We start from the raw sequence: 15,232 nt of genomic DNA, 5'->3' as shown, positions 1-15,232 counted from the left end.
GTGATTACCCCGTATTCGCGGCTCCATATTGCACCGCTGGCGAGGCTACGTTACTGTGCCTGAACGTATGAACGAGACCCTCCCCGTGTTGATCATCAGCAAACTCTTGATGCGAGTAGTCAAGGCACACGCCCGTTGGCGTTGGCGCGCCTGACATTTTTCTCTGCCGGCTTGGCCGGACCTGTACCGATTTGCCTTCTTCACCCGTTGTTTGACGCCCCTTGCCGGCTCACCCTGGCAACCGGAACGTGCGTCTGGCAGCGGGTCACTCCTGGAAGGCGGTCATTCGAAATCAGTGAATTCAAGAGGTTTGAACCCACATGTTGCTGATGATTGATAACTACGACTCCTTTACCTACAACGTTGTGCAGTACCTGGGCGAGCTCGGTGCCGAGGTCAAGGTCGTGCGCAATGATGAACTGACGGTCGCCGAAATCGCCGCCCTGAACCCGGAGCGCATCGTGGTTTCGCCAGGCCCCTGCACGCCGACCGAAGCCGGTGTGTCCCTGGAAGCAATCAAGTATTTCGCCGGCAAGTTGCCGATCCTGGGCGTGTGCCTGGGCCACCAGTCCATTGGCCAGGCCTTTGGCGGTGATGTGGTTCGCGCGCGCCAGGTGATGCACGGCAAAACCAGCCCGGTGTTCCATAAAGACCTGGGCGTATTTCATGGCCTGAACCTGCCGGTGACGGTCACCCGTTACCACTCGCTGGTGGTCAAGCGTGAGACCCTGCCTGAGTGCCTGGAGCTGACCGCCTGGACCCAACTGGAAGACGGTTCGGTCGATGAGATCATGGGCCTGCGCCACAAGACACTGAATATCGAAGGGGTGCAATTTCACCCCGAGTCGATCCTGACCGAGCAGGGCTACGAGCTGTTCGCTAACTTTCTCAAGCAGAGCGGCGGCACGCGCTAAGGACTTTCCATGGATATCAAGACTGCCCTGAGCCGTATCGTCGGCCATCTGGACCTGAGCACCGCTGAAATGAGCGATGTGATGCGCGAGATCATGACCGGCCAATGCACCGACGCGCAGATCGGCGCGTTCATGATGGCGATGCGCATGAAGAGCGAAAGCATCGACGAAATCGTCGGCGCGGTGTCGGTGATGCGTGAGCTGGCCGACAAGGTCGAACTCAAGACCCTCGACGGCGTGGTCGACGTGGTCGGCACCGGCGGTGACGGTGCAAATATCTTCAACGTATCGACGGCTTCCTCCTTTGTGGTCGCGGCCGCCGGTTGCACCGTGGCCAAGCACGGTAACCGCGCGGTCTCTGGCAAGAGCGGCAGCGCCGACTTGCTGGAAGCGGCCGGGATCTACCTGAACCTGACGCCGGTACAAGTGGCGCGCTGCATCGACAGCGTCGGCATTGGCTTCATGTTTGCCCAATCCCACCACGGTGCGATGAAACACGCCGCCGGCCCGCGCAAGGACCTTGGCCTGCGCACCCTGTTCAACATGCTCGGCCCGCTTACGAATCCGGCCGGTGTGAAACATCAGGTGGTGGGTGTGTTCAGTCAGGCGCTGTGCCGCCCGTTGGCCGAGGTGTTGCAACGCCTGGGCAGCAAGCACGTGCTGGTGGTGCATTCCAAAGACGGTTTGGACGAGTTCAGCCTGGCCGCCCCGACCTTTGTGGCGGAACTGAAGAACGACCAAGTCACCGAGTACTGGGTCGAGCCCGAAGACCTCGGCATGAAAAGCCAGAGCCTGCATGGCCTGGCGGTGGAAAGCCCGGCCGCCTCGCTTGAACTGATTCGGGATGCCCTGGGGCGTCGCAAAACGGAAAACGGCCAGAAAGCAGCCGAAATGATCGTGCTCAATGCCGGCGCGGCACTGTATGCCGCTGATCACGCCTACAGTCTCAAAGATGGCGTGGCCCTCGCACATGATGCTTTGCACACCGGGCTCGCTCGCGAGAAGCTCGAAGAACTGGGTGCCTTTACTGCGGTGTTCAAGATGGAGAATGAAGGATGAGTGTGCCGACCGTTCTGGAAAAAATCCTGGCCCGCAAGGCTGAAGAAGTCGCCGAGCGTCGCGCCCGCGTCAGCCTGGCCGAGTTGGAAGCTCAAGCGAAGATCGCCGATGCGCCGCGTGGTTTTGCCAACGCCCTGATAAAGCAGGCCAAGGACAAGCAGCCCGCGGTCATTGCCGAGATCAAAAAAGCCTCACCCAGCAAGGGCGTGATCCGCGAGCTCTTTAATCCTGAAGAGATTGCCAAGAGCTACGAGAAGGGCGGCGCAACCTGCCTGTCGGTACTGACCGATATCGACTTCTTCCAGGGCTGCGACCTGTTCCTGCAACAGGCCCGCGCGGCGTGCAAGTTGCCAGTGATCCGCAAGGATTTCATGGTTGACCCGTACCAGATTGTCGAGGCCCGTGCCTTGGGCGCCGACTGCGTGCTGCTGATCGTCTCTGCACTGGATGACGTGAAGATGGCTGAGTTGGCGGCCGTGGCCAAAAGCGTTGGCCTGGATGTGCTGGTAGAAGTCCACGACGGCAATGAGCTGGAACGTGCACTGAAAACCCTCGATACACCGTTGGTGGGGGTCAATAACCGTAACCTGCACACCTTCGAGGTCAGCCTGGAAAACACGCTGGACCTGCTGCCGCGTATCCCGCGTGACCGTCTGGTGATCACCGAGAGTGGCATCCTCAACCGCGCTGATGTGGAACTGATGGAAATCAGCGGGGTGTACTCGTTCCTGGTGGGCGAGACCTTTATGCGCGCCGAGAACCCGGGGGCGGAGCTGCAGCGTTTGTTCTTTCCAGAGCGTGGTGTGGCGGTCAGCGGCTCCACATTAGACTGATTTGGAATGCGGTCAAAATGTGGGAGCGGGCTTGTGTGGGAGCTGGCTTGCCTGCGATAGCATCACCTGGGTGTAACTGATACACCGAGGTGCCTGTATCGCAGGCAAGCCAGCTCCCACATTAGTTTTGTGTCTATCCAGAGAAGTAGGTGTTTGATGATTCAACCCCTATCGATGACCGTCGAAGCCGGCCTCGCTGCCGAACAAGACCTGTTGGCGGCCGTGTGCGCTGGCGAGCGAGCGTTCGGGCTGCTGTTCTGGCAGCCCAGCGACCAAGCATTGGTGATGCCGCGCCGCTTGAGCCGCTTGCCCGCGTTTGAAGCCGCGAGCCACGTATCAGCCGATGCCGGTTGGCCGGTGCTGCTGCGCGAAACCGGCGGCGAGCCGGTGCCGCAGTCTGGCGCTACGGTCAATATCGCCCTGGTTTACGCGCCGCCGCGCAGCGAAGGCGATCAAGGGCGCATCGAAACCGGTTACCAGCGTTTGTGCCAGCCGATCTGCGACTTATTGATTGAGTTGGGCGGTGACGCGTCTGTCGGTGAAGTCGACGGAGCGTTTTGCGACGGTCGTTACAACGTCAACCTCAACGGTCGCAAGATGGTGGGCACCGCCCAGCGTTGGCGACAGAGCGGCGGCCGCCCGGTGGGGTTGGTGCACGGCGCCCTGTTGCTGGATGACGATCGCGAAGAATTGATTGCCGCGGTCAACCGTTTCAATGAAGCCTGCGGCCTCGACCAGCGCGTACGTGCCGACAGCCATATCGCGCTGCATGAAGCCTTTCCCGCGCCGGATGCGATCAGCCGGCTGGATGCCTTGTACCGTCAAATGCTGGCCGGCTTTCTGCCGGGTTAACGCGTGCCGAACACCACCATCGTCTTGCCTTTGACGTGCACCAGGTTGCGCTCTTCCAGGTCCTTGAGTACGCGACCGACCATTTCCCGTGAGCAGCCGACAATGCGCCCGATTTCCTGGCGCGTGACTTTGATCTGCATACCGTCCGGATGGGTCATGGCATCCGGTTGCTTGCACAGCTCCAGCAGGCAGCGGGCCACGCGGCCAGTGACGTCAAAGAACGCCAGGTCACCGACTTTGCGCGTGGTGTCGCGCAGGCGCTGGGCAATCTGGCCGCTCAGGGCGTAAAGGATGTCGGGATCATGCTGGGCCAATTCGCGGAATTTCGCGTAACTGATTTCGGCAACGTCGCATTCAATTTTGGCGCGCACCCAGGCGCTGCGTTCCTGCTCTTTGCCGGCTTGTTCGAACAGCCCCAACTCCCCGAAGAAATCGCCGGTATTGAGGTAGGCGATAATCATCTCGCGACCGTCTTCATCCTCGATCAGGATGGTGACCGAGCCTTTGATGATGAAGAACAGTGTTTCGGAACGTTCGCCCGCGCAGATGATGTTGTGCTTGGCCGGATAACGCCGGCGCTGGCAATGCATCAGCAGCTTGTCGAGATTCTTGATCTTGGGTGTGGGAGTAAGAGCAACCATGGTTGTATCCCGGAAAGACTGCACGGTGTGGTTGGATTTATTTTTTTATCCAGCGATGTCGGCATTGATACACGCTGTACAAAGGATGGCAATGCGCCATTGATTTGGCGCCAGCTTACCAGACACATTCTGCCTCGATTAAGGAATTTACCGAGCAGACGCTGTCATTGATCGCTTTGCAGGCAGGACGCTGCGGTTCCAGGGCCCTGTGCTAAGCTGGCGACCCTTTTTTAGCAGTGGAGTCTGGGCGATGAAGGCACGCATCCAATGGGCGGGCGAAGCCATGTTCCTCGGTGAGTCGGGCAGTGGCCATGTGGTGGTCATGGATGGCCCGCCGGAAGCCGGTGGCCGTAACCTGGGCGTACGTCCGATGGAAATGCTCCTGCTGGGTGTCGGCGGTTGCAGCAATTTCGACGTGGTCAGCATCCTGAAGAAATCCCGCCAGGCCGTGGAAAGCTGCGAAGCCTTCCTGGAAGCCGAGCGCGCCACTGAAGACCCGAAGGTGTTCACCAAGATCCACATGCATTTCGTGGTGAAGGGCCGTGCGCTGAAAGAAGCCCAGGTCAAGCGTGCCATCGAGCTGTCGGCCGAGAAGTATTGCTCGGCGTCGATCATGCTGGGCGCGGCCGGTGTGGCAATCACTCATGATTATGAAATCATCGAGTTGGGTTGATCGCCAAGCGGCAAAAGAAAAGGGCGCCTGTGTGGCGCCCTTTTTTGTGGGTCAGATTCAATGCACTTAGATGCGATAGGTGCTCTTGGTCATGACTTTGGCCAACAGGCTCATGCCAAACCGCACCGGTGCCGGGAAGCGGAAACCGCCGGCATCCAGTGCGCTTTCTGCGTGGTGTTCTTCATCGATGCGCATCTGCTCGAGGATGGCCCGGGACTTTTCATCCTCGGCCGGCAGCTGTTCCAGGTGTTCATCCAAATGCTTGCACACCTGATGTTCCGTCGCTGCGACAAAGCCCAGGCTGACCTTGTCACTGATCAGGCCGGCAGCAGCGCCGATACCAAACGACAAACCATAAAAAAGTGGGTTCAGCACGCTGGTATGGCTGCCCAACTGACGAATGCGCTGCTCACACCAGGCCAGGTGGTCGATTTCTTCCTCGGCGGCATGTTCCATCGCCGCACGCACCTGCGGCAGCTTGGCGGTCAGCGCCTGGCCCTGGTACAGCGCCTGGGCACAGACTTCGCCGGTATGGTTGATGCGCATCAGGCCGACGACGTGGCGGGTGTCGCTCTCGCTCATCTGCGAATCCGGCTGCACGATTGCAGGCGATGGGCGGTACGGTTGGCCGCTGAACGGCAACAGCGTGCGCATGGCCATGTCGGCTTGCAGCAACAGACGGTCAATCGGCGAGTAGTGACGTTGGGTAGTCATGCTGACCTCCGGGAAGAATCTCGGCGGCCAGTTTACCGCAAGAGAGGGCGAAGCGTTTGCGCTGAGTCAAGGGCATGAAGTCGCAGCCCTGGGCCGCGACCTCTGCAGGAAGGCTATCAGCCCGGTGGCCAGTTCATCTGACGCTGCCCTAGCACGTGCATATGAATGTGATAAACGGTCTGCCCGCCTTCTTCATTGCAGTTCATCACCACGCGAAAGCCTTTCTCGCAGCCCTGTTCCACAGCCAGACGCTGAGCGGTAAACAGAATATGGCCGGCCAGGGCTTTATCGTCTTCGGTGAGGTCATTGAGGGTGCGGATCGGCTTTTTTGGAATGACCAGAAAATGCACGGGCGCCATCGGGGCGATGTCGTGGAAAGCGAGGACCTGGTCATCTTCATAGATGATCTTCGCCGGTATTTCCCTGTTGATGATCTTGGTGAACAGAGTATCCACAGCTGTTTCTCCATTGTGAAAGTGCAGGGGAGTGTACCCAGGCCGTCAACGTGGGCAATAGGCCTTGTTGATGGCGCCGGCAATCTTGCGGGTCAGCCAGCGGGGGCTCAGGCGTGGGCTGAACGCCAGCCAACGGTTACGCCGCCCGGGAATGATGATGGCTTTGTTTCTTTCCAAGGCCCGCACGGTATAGAGCGCGACTTCTTCCGGGCTCATCAGTTGTTGGCTGCGGTCGAGTTTGGCGGTGTCCATTTGCGCGGTACCAAAAAAGGCTGTGCGCGTAGGGCCAGGACACAGCACCGAGACCTTGATGCCACAGGTCTTCAATTCTTCGCGCAGCCCTTCGGAGAAGTGCAGCACATACGCCTTGCTGGCGTAATAGCTACTCATCCAGGGGCCCGGCTGAAACGCGGCGACCGAAGCAACGTTAAGAATCTGCCCGCCGCCATGCAGCGCCATGGCATTGCCCAGGGCATGGCACATACGGGTCAGGGCCAGGATGTTGACTTCGATCAGGTCTTGTTCGGTCATCCAGTCCTGGGCCAGGAATGGTCCGCTGGTGCCGATGCCGGCGCAGTTGACCAGCAGATCGATCTGCCGCTCGCCCTCTTCAAGCTCCAGCAGGAACCCGGACAAGCGCAGCGGCTCGCCCAGATCGCAGGCGCGAAACAACACCTCGACGCCGAAGCGTTGAGTCAATTCGATTGCAATGCTTTCCAACTGATCACGCTGGCGGGCCACCAGAATCAAGCTGCGGCCGCGACGGGCCAATGCTTCGGCCAAGGCCAGGCCAATGCCGCTGGAGGCACCGGTGATCAGAGCGTAACGGGTCATGCCTTTCTCCATCGCAACGCCGCCGGGCCTGTGACAGAGGCATCACAGGCGCCGGGCGTTTTTCACTGTTCTGGAGAGTCTACAGGTTCGGCTGCGTCGTCAGCACTTTGCGCGCCCTCTTCTTCATCAACGATGACGCTTTGATCGGTGTCGTCATCGGCATTGATGGAGCTGCTTTCGTAGCTATTGCTCATGTTGGCTTCGAGTTGATTCAGGTAGCCGTTCATGCCCAGTGTGACCAGGATGGCAAGCATCACCGGAATGAACGCCAGCCACAAGGTAGCCAGCACCTTCACTGCAGTGGAGTTGCGTGGTGGCGGAGGGCCGTATTGGTTGGCACCTGGATTACCGGGCAGCACCAGCAGCAACAGCGGGAAAATGCTGTTCACAAATGGCACCAGGTTCAGGAAATACAGCCAGCCAGACCAGCCCAGATCGTGCAGGCGTTGCACGCCGATTTGCACGCTGACCCAGACCAGCGCAACAAACAACGCGAAACCCAGCAGCGCGCCGAGAATAGCGCCGGCTGTTGGCGAGGCGGTGGCCACGGCGAAACTGGCGGTGCTGATGATGCCCGCGGCGACCAGCATGGCGAGGGTCAATACCAGCGTCCAGGCCAGGTAGCGCAGGCGACCGATACGCCCGTGAATGGTGAAAACCTTGAGCGTTGCGAATGCCTCGGTGTTGTCCCCCACGGCTGCACGGGGTGGCGCGTAAGGCGAGGCGGCGGCGCGCGAAAAATCAGCGGCGCTGGTCTGCGTTTCGTGGGTTTCGGCAAGGCTGAACGCCACGGGTTGTTCATCTTCGATGCGGGCATCAACACCGGCGTTTTTCAGCGTAGTCAGGTAGGTCTCGGCATCGGCGCGCGACAGGTCACGCTTGAGCGCAACCGGGCGTCCGGTGAAGAGCTTTTCGATCGACTCGACATCGCTCTTGAACAACTCGGCCAGGTTGAGTTTGGCCGTGGTGCTTTCGACACCCGGGAGCAAGGCTCCGTCAAACACGATCTTGAAACGGTTGTCGCTCATGCGGGCATCCTTGTCACTGGTAAAGGAGGGGAGTTGCCGGCCCGCTTCAATCGGCAGGCCTGGCGAGTGTATCAGCGTGGCCAGCGCAGTTGTGTCGCCTGTTCGCGGGCCTTGCGGTATTCGGCATCCAGGCGGGCAATCAGTTCATCGACGCCGGGCAGATCATCAATCTCACCGACGCCCTGGCCCGCAGACCACACCGTTTTCCATGCCTTGGCCTCGTCGCTCAACGGCTTGAGCTTGGAGCCGAAGTTGACTTCGCCTTTGCCCTGTAAGGCTGCGAGGTCGAAACCGGCGTTTTCCAGGCTCTGGCGCATAAAGCTGGCGGGCACGCCGGACACAGCGGGAGTGTGCACGATGTCGGCAGCACGCGATGTGAGCAGCATCTCTTTATACGCATCCGGGGCATGGCTTTCAGTGGTGCCGATAAAGCGTGTACCGAAGTAAGCGAGGTCTGCGCCTAACAGCTGGGCGGCGAGGATCTCGTGGCCATGGTTGAGGCAGCCGGCCAACAGCAGGGTTTTGTCGAAGAACTGTCGAATCTCGGCGATCAGCGCGAACGGACTCCAGGTGCCGGCATGGCCACCGGCGCCTGCAGCCACGGCGATCAGGCCGTCGACACCGGCCTCTGCGGCTTTCTCGGCGTGGCGCCGCGTGGTGACATCGTGAAACACCAGACCGCCGTAGCTGTGCACGGCATCGACCAGTTCTTTCACCGCACCCAGGCTGGTGATGACGATCGGCACTTTGTGCGCCACACAGATCGCCAGATCGGCCTCCAGGCGAGGGTTGCTGTTGTGCACGATCAGGTTGACGGCATACGGCGCGGGGTTATCCAGCAGCGCCAGGCCTGCTTCGATTTCTTCCAGCCAGGCCTTGAAGCCGCTGCTTTCACGTTGGTTCAGTGCCGGGAAACTCCCGACCACGCCATTGCGACAGCAGGCCAGTACCAGTTGCGGGTTGGAAATCAGGAACATCGGCGCAGCCACCACGGGCAGGCGCAGACGTTGTTCAAGCAAAGCGGGCAGCGACATTGGAGGTACCCCGAGTGATTGAAGTTAGAACGGTTTGACCACGACCAAAATTACGATAGCCAGCAATATCAGAACCGGTACTTCATTGAACCAGCGATAAAAGACATGGCTGCGGGTGTTTTCGCCACGGGCAAAGCGTTTTACCTGTGCGCCGCACATATGGTGGTAACCGATGAGCAGCACGACCAGGGTCAGTTTGGCGTGGATCCACGCACCGGATTGAAAGATCGCAGGGTTGAGGTAGATCAGCCAGCCGCCGAATATCAGCGTGGCGATCATCGCCGGGCCCATGATGCCGCGGTAGAGCTTGCGCTCCATGACGCTGAAGCGTTCCTTGCTGACGGTGTCTTCACTTTGGGCGTGATAGACGAACAGGCGTGGCAGGTAGAACAGCCCGGCAAACCAGCAGACGATGGCGACGATGTGGAAGGCTTTGATCCATAGATAGAGCATTTCTAGTTATTCCCAGGTTCACGGTAACTGAAGATAGTAGTGGCTCATGCGCCCGTACGTCACGTTGACGGTTGTCGCAGGACGATGTGGCCCCTATTATCGACGGCTTTCCAGTGGGTTCGTTGAGGGCAGGTTTATGGTCAAGGTCGGTATCGTCGGCGGCACGGGTTACACCGGTGTCGAATTGCTGCGTCTGTTGGCTCAGCATCCGCAAGCTGAGGTGGTGGTTATCACTTCTCGATCCGAGGCCGGGCTGGCCGTGGCCGATATGTACCCCAACCTGCGAGGCCACTACGACGGCCTGGCGTTCAGCGTGCCGGACATCAAGACCCTTGGCGCCTGTGACGTGGTGTTTTTCGCGACGCCTCACGGGGTGGCGCATGCACTGGCCGGTGAACTGCTGGCGGCGGGCACCAAGGTCATCGACCTGTCGGCCGATTTCCGTCTGCAGGATGCTGACGAATGGGCCAAGTGGTACGGCCAGCCGCACGGCGCGCCTCAATTGCTGGAAGAGGCGGTATACGGCCTGCCTGAAGTCAATCGCGAGCAGATCAAGCAAGCACGCCTGATCGCGGTGCCGGGTTGCTATCCGACTGCCACGCAGTTGGGTTTCCTGCCATTGCTCGAAGCCGGGCTGGCGGACACTTCGCGCCTGATCGCAGACTGCAAGTCGGGTGTGAGCGGCGCCGGTCGCGGGGCAGCTGTAGGTTCGCTGTACTCCGAAACGTCGGAAAGCATGAAGGCCTATGCGGTAAAAGGGCACCGCCACTTGCCGGAAATTCGTCAAGGGCTGCGGCGTGCTGCGGGCAAGGATGTCGGTCTGACGTTCGTGCCGCACCTGACGCCGATGATTCGTGGCATTCACTCCACGCTGTACGCAACCGTGGTCGATCGTTCGGTAGATCTGCAGGCGCTGTTTGAAAAGCGGTATGCCAACGAACCGTTCGTCGATGTAATGCCAGCTGGCAGCCATCCGGAAACCCGCAGCGTGCGCGGTGCCAACGTCTGCCGTATCGCCGTGCACCGTCCGCAGGATGGCGACCTGGTGGTGGTGTTGTCGGTCATCGACAATCTGGTCAAGGGCGCCTCGGGCCAGGCGGTGCAGAACCTGAACATCCTGTTTGGCCTGGATGAGAAGCTGGGCCTGTCCCACGCGGGCATGCTGCCGTAAGGCTTGACTGCTGGTGTGCAAAAGGCCCGTTGATCGGGCCTTTTGTGTTTTTAATGGCGGCAACGCAGATTGATATACCGTAACAATAGTTGACCGCTTTTCTAGGAGAAGCGGATAATGCCCGCCATTACGCATATGGCGGCGGTACGCCGGGAGATTATCAGCATGAGCGTTGAGTCCTTCACCCCCACGGCTTTGCAATTCACCCACGGTGCTGCGCACAAGGTGAAGAGCCTGGTCGATGAAGAGGGTAATGATCGCTTGAAGCTGCGCGTATTTGTTACGGGCGGCGGTTGTTCAGGGTTTCAGTACGGTTTTACCTTCGATGAAGATGTGGCCGATGATGACACTATCGTCGAGCGCGAAGGCGTCAGCCTGGTCGTGGACCCGATGAGCTTCCAATACCTGGCAGGTGCCGAGGTGGATTATCAGGAAGGTCTGGAAGGTTCGCGTTTCGTGATCAAGAACCCGAATGCCACCACGACGTGTGGGTGCGGGTCTTCGTTCTCGATCTGATCCACGGCAGATAAAAAAACGCCGCTTGGCTTTGAAAGCCAAGCGGCGTTTTGCTGTCTGGGAGTTAGGCCGGGTAAATCGCGCCCAGTACCCGCAGCCCGCGTGCGCCGGTGACGCTGGGGCGGTTGGCGGCAATGCCTTCAAGGCAGCAATGGGCCAGCCAGGCGAAGGCCATGGCCTCGACCCAGTCGGGATCGACGCCATAAGTGGCGGTGCTGCTGACTTGGGTGGACGGCAGCAGCGCCGCCAGACGGTTCATCAGTGTGGCGTTATGCGCGCCGCCCCCACAGACCAGTAGCGTTTCAGTCTCGGACTGTGCAGTTTGCAAGGATTCAACGATGGTCAGCGCCGTCAGTTCAAGCAGGGTTGCCTGTACGTCCTGAGGCTTAAACGTGGGTAGTGTGCCAAGGTGGTGCTGCAGCCAGCTCAGGTTGAAGACTTCACGTCCGGTACTTTTCGGGCCTTGGGTGAGGAAGAAGGGGTCGCTGAGTAGGCGGCTGAGCAACTGAGGCTCAACCTTGCCACTGGCGGCCCACTGGCCGTCACCGTCAAAGTGCTCGCCGCGCTGTTGGTGAATCCAGGCATCCAGCAAGACGTTTCCGGGGCCGCAGTCGAAGCCGGCCACCGGTTTGCCGGTCTCGATCAGGCTGAGGTTGCTGAACCCGCCAACGTTTAATACGGCACGGTTGCCGGTACGCTCACCGAACAACGCCTCATGAAAGGCCGGCACGAGCGGCGCCCCTTGGCCGCCGGCGGCGACGTCGCGGCTGCGGAAGTCGCTGACCACGGTGATGCCTGTCAGCTCGGTGAGCAGCGCAGGGTTACCGATCTGCACGGTAAAGCCACGGGCCGGCTCGTGGCGGATCGTCTGCCCGTGGCTGCCAATGGCGCGAATGTCTTCGGGCTTGAGGTTCTGCTGTTGCAGCACGGCATGGATGCCTTGGGCGGCGAGCGTTACCCAGTGTTGCTGGGCAATCGCTGAACGGGCGATCTCGTCCGGGCCGCTGGCGCACAGGCTTAGCAGCTCGGCGCGCAGGGTCTCGGGCATCGGGATGTAGTGCGTGGCGATCAAGTTGATCGCCGGGTCTTGTTCGATCAGGGCGATATCCAGGCCATCAAGGCTGGTCCCGGACATCACACCTATATAGCGCGGCATACCTTAGCGCTTCGCCGAGGCCAGCAGGGTAGAGCGCTCCTGGTCCATGCGGGCCATCAACGGCTGGCTTTGCTGCAGGAAGCGTGCGCGCTCGGCTTTGGCGATCGGGTCGGCCATTGGCAGCTTCTGGCCCAATGGATCGACGTGAACGCCGTTCACCTGGAATTCATAGTGCAAGTGCGGCCCAGTGGACAGGCCAGTGGTACCGATGTAGCCGATCACCTGGCCTTGCTTGACGTTGCTGCCTGTGGATACGCCTTTGGCGAACCCTTGCATGTGGCCATACAGCGTGCGGTAGGTGTTGCCGTGCTGGATGATCACGGTATTGCCGTAGCCACCGCGACGCCCAGCCAGCAGCACCTTGCCATCGCCGGCTGCTTTGATCGGCGTGCCACGCGGGGCGGCATAGTCGACGCCTTTGTGAGCGCGGATCTTGTTGAGGATCGGGTGTTTGCGGCCCATGGAGAAACGTGAGCTGATGCGGGCGAAGTCTACCGGCGTACGGATGAAGGCCTTGCGCATGCTGTTGCCATCAGCCGTGTAGTAGCTGGTGTTGCCTTGTTTGTTGGTATAGCGAACGGCGGTGTAGGTCTTGCCACGGTTGGTGAAACGCGCCGAAAGGATGGCGCCGGTGCCGACCACTTTGCCGTTGGCGACTTTCTGCTCGTAGATCACGTCGAATTCATCGCCTTGACGAATGTCCTGAGCGAAGTCGATGTCATAGCCAAACACACTGGCCATGTCCATGGTCATGCTGTGGGACAAGCCCGCGCGGGCGGCCGATTGCGACAGCGAACTGTTGATCACGCCATGTATGTAGGCCGAGCGCATCACCGGTTTGGTGGTGATGCGGTTGAAGGCAAAGCCTTTGGCGCCTTTGGTCAGCGTGATGCTTTCGAGGTCGCTGACATTGCTATGCAGGTTGTTCAGCTGGCCGTTGGGTGCCAACTCGAACTGAAGCTTCTGCCCGTGCTTGAGCTGTGTGAATTGCTTGGCTTGTTTATCGCTGGCCAGCACCTCATTAACAGTAGAGGCGGGCAGGCCCACTTTCTCGAACAGCGTTGAAAGAGTGTCGCCTTTGGCCACGATCACTTCGCGGTGCAGGGGATTCTTGTCCGCGACGGCCGCAGGCGGCTCTTGAGTGGCGTGTTGAGAGTCTTCGGGAGTGCTTTCTATCTGCGCAAAGGGTGATTCAGTGGGTGCATTTGTGGCTTGTTGCGCGTCGGCAGCGTCTTGATCTTGTGTCAGTTGTTCAACTGGACTTTCCAGGTCAAGGCTCAGGGATGTTCGTTTGGCTTCTACGTCACTGGAAGGGAATACCAGGAGTGCCAGGCTGAGAAGAGCGGCGATACCACTTGCGGCGAGCAGGTGGGTCTTCGGGTAAAGCGGCGGCGCTTTAGACGGTTCTGTGGTCATAAGTAATTTTGACTTTGAAGATGAAATGGAAAAGATGAATGACATGATGAAGATGAAATAACTGTATAAAATATAACCAAATCATCTGTGGCGCAAGCTTGCGAATGCTGGGCTTGCTGAACGGTGTCCGTGCGCAGGGCAAAACTTGTAATTAGTCCCTGATCTTGTATGGTTGGTTCCCTTTTGAATCTGAGCCTTGCGGGTCTGTTATGAAGTCGGTTGAAGAGCAGCTAGCGCTGATAAAACGTGGTGCGGAAGAACTGTTGGTCGAGGCCGAGCTGATCGAAAAGCTCAAGCGTGGCCAACCCCTGCGTATTAAGGCTGGCTTCGATCCAACGGCGCCGGATCTGCACCTGGGTCACACCGTGCTTATTAATAAGCTGCGTCAGTTCCAGGAGCTGGGGCATCAAGTCATCTTCCTTATAGGTGACTTCACCGGGATGATCGGTGATCCAAGCGGCAAGAGCGCGACGCGCCCGCCGCTGACCCGTGAGCAGGTTCTCGATAATGCCGAGACCTACAAGACTCAGGTGTTCAAGATTCTCGATCCGGCCAAGACCGAAGTGGCCTTCAACTCCACCTGGATGGACCAGATGGGGCCGGCTGACTTTATCCGCCTGACATCCCAGTACACCGTGGCACGCATGCTTGAGCGCGATGACTTCGACAAGCGCTACTCCACTAATCAGCCGATCGCGATTCACGAGTTCCTGTACCCGCTGGTTCAAGGGTATGACTCGGTGGCGTTGCGCGCGGACGTTGAGTTGGGGGGCACCGATCAGAAGTTCAACCTGCTGATGGGGCGTGAGCTGCAGCGTGCGTATGGGCAAGAGGCGCAGTGCATTCTGACCATGCCGTTGCTGGAGGGGTTGGATGGCGTCAAGAAGATGTCCAAGTCCTTGGGTAACTATGTAGGTATCCAGGAAGCGCCGGGTGTGATGTACGGCAAGCTGGTTTCGATTCCGGATGCGTTGATGTGGCGTTACTTCGAGCTGTTGAGTTTCCGCTCGATGGACGAGATCAATGCGCTGCGTGCTGATGTCGAGGCGGGTGCCAATCCGCGTGACGTGAAGATCAAGTTGGCCGAAGAGATTGTGGCGCGCTTTCATGGTGAAGAGGCTGCGGCAAGTGCTCACCGTGCGGCAGGCAATCGCATGAAGGATGGCGAGTTGCCGGATGATCTGCCGGAGATTGAGCTGACTGCTGCTGAAGCGATGCCGATCGCTGCTGTCCTTAATAAGGCTGGTTTGGTGAAGAACTCGGCCGTTGCGCGTGACCTGCTGGGTTCCGGCGGCGTGCGTATAGATGGTGAGGTTGTTGATCGCACCTTTATATACGAGCTGGGCGCTACTCACGTTTGCCAGGCAGGTAAGAAGGCATTTGCGCGTATTACGCTTAAATCCGAATAAACCTGAAATTAAGTGTTGACGGCGTTTTATATCTGTCTATAATTCGCCCCACTTCCGGCGCAGTCGAAACGAAA

General features: G+C 59.3%; 17 protein-coding genes. 8 read left to right on the top strand and 9 right to left on the bottom strand.

The annotated features are described in order from the left end of the window. The first annotated feature begins 320 nt into the window (after positions 1–320). The 4 genes from AB5I78_RS26500 (at position 321) to AB5I78_RS26485 (ending at position 3,658) form a co-directional block, all read left to right on the top strand. Positions 321–914, top strand: coding sequence for an aminodeoxychorismate/anthranilate synthase component II (locus tag AB5I78_RS26500; protein WP_094951420.1), 594 nt, complete (start codon positions 321–323; stop codon positions 912–914). A 9-nt stretch (positions 915–923) separates the two neighbouring features. Further along, positions 924–1,973 carry an anthranilate phosphoribosyltransferase gene (gene trpD, locus AB5I78_RS26495; protein ID WP_369302038.1) on the top strand — a complete coding sequence of 350 codons (1,050 nt, stop codon included), beginning with the start codon at positions 924–926 and terminating at the stop codon, positions 1,971–1,973. After that, positions 1,970–2,806, top strand: a complete 837-nt coding sequence (trpC, locus tag AB5I78_RS26490; protein ID WP_369302039.1) for an indole-3-glycerol phosphate synthase TrpC — start codon at positions 1,970–1,972, stop codon at positions 2,804–2,806. Before trpD ends, trpC begins: the two co-directional genes overlap by 4 nt. Before the next feature lie 156 nt (positions 2,807–2,962). Further along, the gene (locus AB5I78_RS26485; RefSeq protein WP_369302040.1) at positions 2,963–3,658 is read left to right on the top strand and encodes a biotin/lipoate A/B protein ligase family protein; all 696 of its coding nucleotides are present in this window, start codon (positions 2,963–2,965) and stop codon (positions 3,656–3,658) included. Here the strand turns inward: AB5I78_RS26485 and crp are convergent. Next, positions 3,655–4,299, bottom strand: a complete 645-nt coding sequence (crp, locus tag AB5I78_RS26480; protein WP_106575498.1) for a cAMP-activated global transcriptional regulator CRP — start codon at positions 4,297–4,299, stop codon at positions 3,655–3,657. The genes AB5I78_RS26485 and crp overlap by 4 nt on opposite strands. A gap of 250 nt (positions 4,300–4,549) precedes the next feature. On the opposite strand from crp, the gene AB5I78_RS26475 reads away from it, so the two are divergent. After that, positions 4,550–4,972 carry an OsmC family protein gene (locus AB5I78_RS26475; RefSeq protein ID WP_005792019.1) on the top strand — a complete coding sequence of 141 codons (423 nt, stop codon included), beginning with the start codon at positions 4,550–4,552 and terminating at the stop codon, positions 4,970–4,972. Positions 4,973–5,038: 66 nt separating this feature from the next. Here the strand turns inward: AB5I78_RS26475 and coq7 are convergent, their stop codons facing one another. The 6 genes from coq7 to hemJ all read right to left on the bottom strand — a co-directional run bounded on the left by coq7 (position 5,039) and on the right by hemJ (position 9,490). Beyond that, complete coding sequence (coq7, locus tag AB5I78_RS26470; protein WP_145157417.1) at positions 5,039–5,686, bottom strand: 2-polyprenyl-3-methyl-6-methoxy-1,4-benzoquinone monooxygenase; 648 nt, start codon at positions 5,684–5,686, stop codon at positions 5,039–5,041. A gap of 116 nt (positions 5,687–5,802) precedes the next feature. Then, positions 5,803–6,141: a histidine triad nucleotide-binding protein gene (locus AB5I78_RS26465; protein ID WP_106575496.1), complete on the bottom strand. Its 339-nt coding sequence runs from the start codon at positions 6,139–6,141 to the stop codon at positions 5,803–5,805. A 45-nt stretch (positions 6,142–6,186) separates the two neighbouring features. Next, positions 6,187–6,975, bottom strand: a complete 789-nt coding sequence (locus AB5I78_RS26460; RefSeq protein WP_145157415.1) for an SDR family oxidoreductase — start codon at positions 6,973–6,975, stop codon at positions 6,187–6,189. A 62-nt stretch (positions 6,976–7,037) separates the two neighbouring features. After that, positions 7,038–8,003, bottom strand: coding sequence for a DUF805 domain-containing protein (locus tag AB5I78_RS26455; protein WP_369302041.1), 966 nt, complete (start codon positions 8,001–8,003; stop codon positions 7,038–7,040). Positions 8,004–8,074: 71 nt separating this feature from the next. Next, on the bottom strand, positions 8,075–9,037 hold the full coding sequence (locus tag AB5I78_RS26450) for an NAD(P)H-dependent flavin oxidoreductase (protein WP_369302042.1): 963 nt from the start codon (positions 9,035–9,037) through the stop codon (positions 8,075–8,077). 24 nt (positions 9,038–9,061) lie between these two features. Beyond that, positions 9,062–9,490 carry a protoporphyrinogen oxidase HemJ gene (gene hemJ, locus AB5I78_RS26445; RefSeq protein ID WP_119737710.1) on the bottom strand — a complete coding sequence of 143 codons (429 nt, stop codon included), beginning with the start codon at positions 9,488–9,490 and terminating at the stop codon, positions 9,062–9,064. A 136-nt stretch (positions 9,491–9,626) separates the two neighbouring features. Between hemJ and argC the strand changes: the two genes are divergently transcribed. After that, a complete protein-coding gene (gene argC / locus AB5I78_RS26440) occupies positions 9,627–10,661 on the top strand; it encodes an N-acetyl-gamma-glutamyl-phosphate reductase (RefSeq protein WP_145157408.1) in 1,035 nt (344 codons plus the stop codon). A 165-nt stretch (positions 10,662–10,826) separates the two neighbouring features. Further along, entirely contained in the window at positions 10,827–11,177 is a 351-nt protein-coding gene (erpA, locus tag AB5I78_RS26435) for an iron-sulfur cluster insertion protein ErpA (RefSeq protein ID WP_003176443.1), read from the top strand. Positions 11,178–11,241: 64 nt separating this feature from the next. Here the strand turns inward: erpA and AB5I78_RS26430 are convergent, their stop codons facing one another. Then, positions 11,242–12,333 carry an anhydro-N-acetylmuramic acid kinase gene (locus AB5I78_RS26430; RefSeq protein ID WP_369302043.1) on the bottom strand — a complete coding sequence of 364 codons (1,092 nt, stop codon included), beginning with the start codon at positions 12,331–12,333 and terminating at the stop codon, positions 11,242–11,244. Between the two features lie 3 nt (positions 12,334–12,336). Then, the gene (locus AB5I78_RS26425) at positions 12,337–13,749 is read right to left on the bottom strand and encodes a peptidoglycan DD-metalloendopeptidase family protein (RefSeq protein WP_369302044.1); all 1,413 of its coding nucleotides are present in this window, start codon (positions 13,747–13,749) and stop codon (positions 12,337–12,339) included. A 209-nt stretch (positions 13,750–13,958) separates the two neighbouring features. Between AB5I78_RS26425 and tyrS the strand changes: the two genes are divergently transcribed. Then, positions 13,959–15,158, top strand: coding sequence for a tyrosine--tRNA ligase (gene tyrS / locus AB5I78_RS26420; RefSeq protein ID WP_145157402.1), 1,200 nt, complete (start codon positions 13,959–13,961; stop codon positions 15,156–15,158). Positions 15,159–15,232: the final 74 nt, after the last annotated feature.

Origin of the sequence: Pseudomonas sp. N2-3-1-14 (genome assembly GCF_041228395.1) — a bacterium.
In the GTDB taxonomy this organism is placed as follows: domain Bacteria; phylum Pseudomonadota; class Gammaproteobacteria; order Pseudomonadales; family Pseudomonadaceae; genus Aquipseudomonas.
The sequence above is the reverse complement of the archived record's forward strand: the minus strand, read 5'-3'. Positions and strand labels throughout refer to the sequence as shown.

What these genes read in the sequence shown, in the direction of transcription:
- AB5I78_RS26500 (WP_094951420.1), top strand. Translation starts at nt 321, where the DNA reads ATGTTGCTGATGATTGATAACTACGACTCCTTTACCTACAACGTTGTG.
- trpD (WP_369302038.1), top strand. Translation starts at nt 924, where the DNA reads ATGGATATCAAGACTGCCCTGAGCCGTATCGTCGGCCATCTGGACCTG.
- trpC (WP_369302039.1), top strand. Translation starts at nt 1,970, where the DNA reads ATGAGTGTGCCGACCGTTCTGGAAAAAATCCTGGCCCGCAAGGCTGAA.
- AB5I78_RS26485 (WP_369302040.1), top strand. Translation starts at nt 2,963, where the DNA reads ATGATTCAACCCCTATCGATGACCGTCGAAGCCGGCCTCGCTGCCGAA.
- crp (WP_106575498.1), bottom strand. Translation starts at nt 4,299, where the DNA reads ATGGTTGCTCTTACTCCCACACCCAAGATCAAGAATCTCGACAAGCTG.
- AB5I78_RS26475 (WP_005792019.1), top strand. Translation starts at nt 4,550, where the DNA reads ATGAAGGCACGCATCCAATGGGCGGGCGAAGCCATGTTCCTCGGTGAG.
- coq7 (WP_145157417.1), bottom strand. Translation starts at nt 5,686, where the DNA reads ATGACTACCCAACGTCACTACTCGCCGATTGACCGTCTGTTGCTGCAA.
- AB5I78_RS26460 (WP_145157415.1), bottom strand. Translation starts at nt 6,975, where the DNA reads ATGACCCGTTACGCTCTGATCACCGGTGCCTCCAGCGGCATTGGCCTG.
- AB5I78_RS26455 (WP_369302041.1), bottom strand. Translation starts at nt 8,003, where the DNA reads ATGAGCGACAACCGTTTCAAGATCGTGTTTGACGGAGCCTTGCTCCCG.
- AB5I78_RS26450 (WP_369302042.1), bottom strand. Translation starts at nt 9,037, where the DNA reads ATGTCGCTGCCCGCTTTGCTTGAACAACGTCTGCGCCTGCCCGTGGTG.
- hemJ (WP_119737710.1), bottom strand. Translation starts at nt 9,490, where the DNA reads ATGCTCTATCTATGGATCAAAGCCTTCCACATCGTCGCCATCGTCTGC.
- argC (WP_145157408.1), top strand. Translation starts at nt 9,627, where the DNA reads ATGGTCAAGGTCGGTATCGTCGGCGGCACGGGTTACACCGGTGTCGAA.
- erpA (WP_003176443.1), top strand. Translation starts at nt 10,827, where the DNA reads ATGAGCGTTGAGTCCTTCACCCCCACGGCTTTGCAATTCACCCACGGT.
- AB5I78_RS26430 (WP_369302043.1), bottom strand. Translation starts at nt 12,333, where the DNA reads ATGCCGCGCTATATAGGTGTGATGTCCGGGACCAGCCTTGATGGCCTG.
- AB5I78_RS26425 (WP_369302044.1), bottom strand. Translation starts at nt 13,749, where the DNA reads ATGACCACAGAACCGTCTAAAGCGCCGCCGCTTTACCCGAAGACCCAC.
- tyrS (WP_145157402.1), top strand. Translation starts at nt 13,959, where the DNA reads ATGAAGTCGGTTGAAGAGCAGCTAGCGCTGATAAAACGTGGTGCGGAA.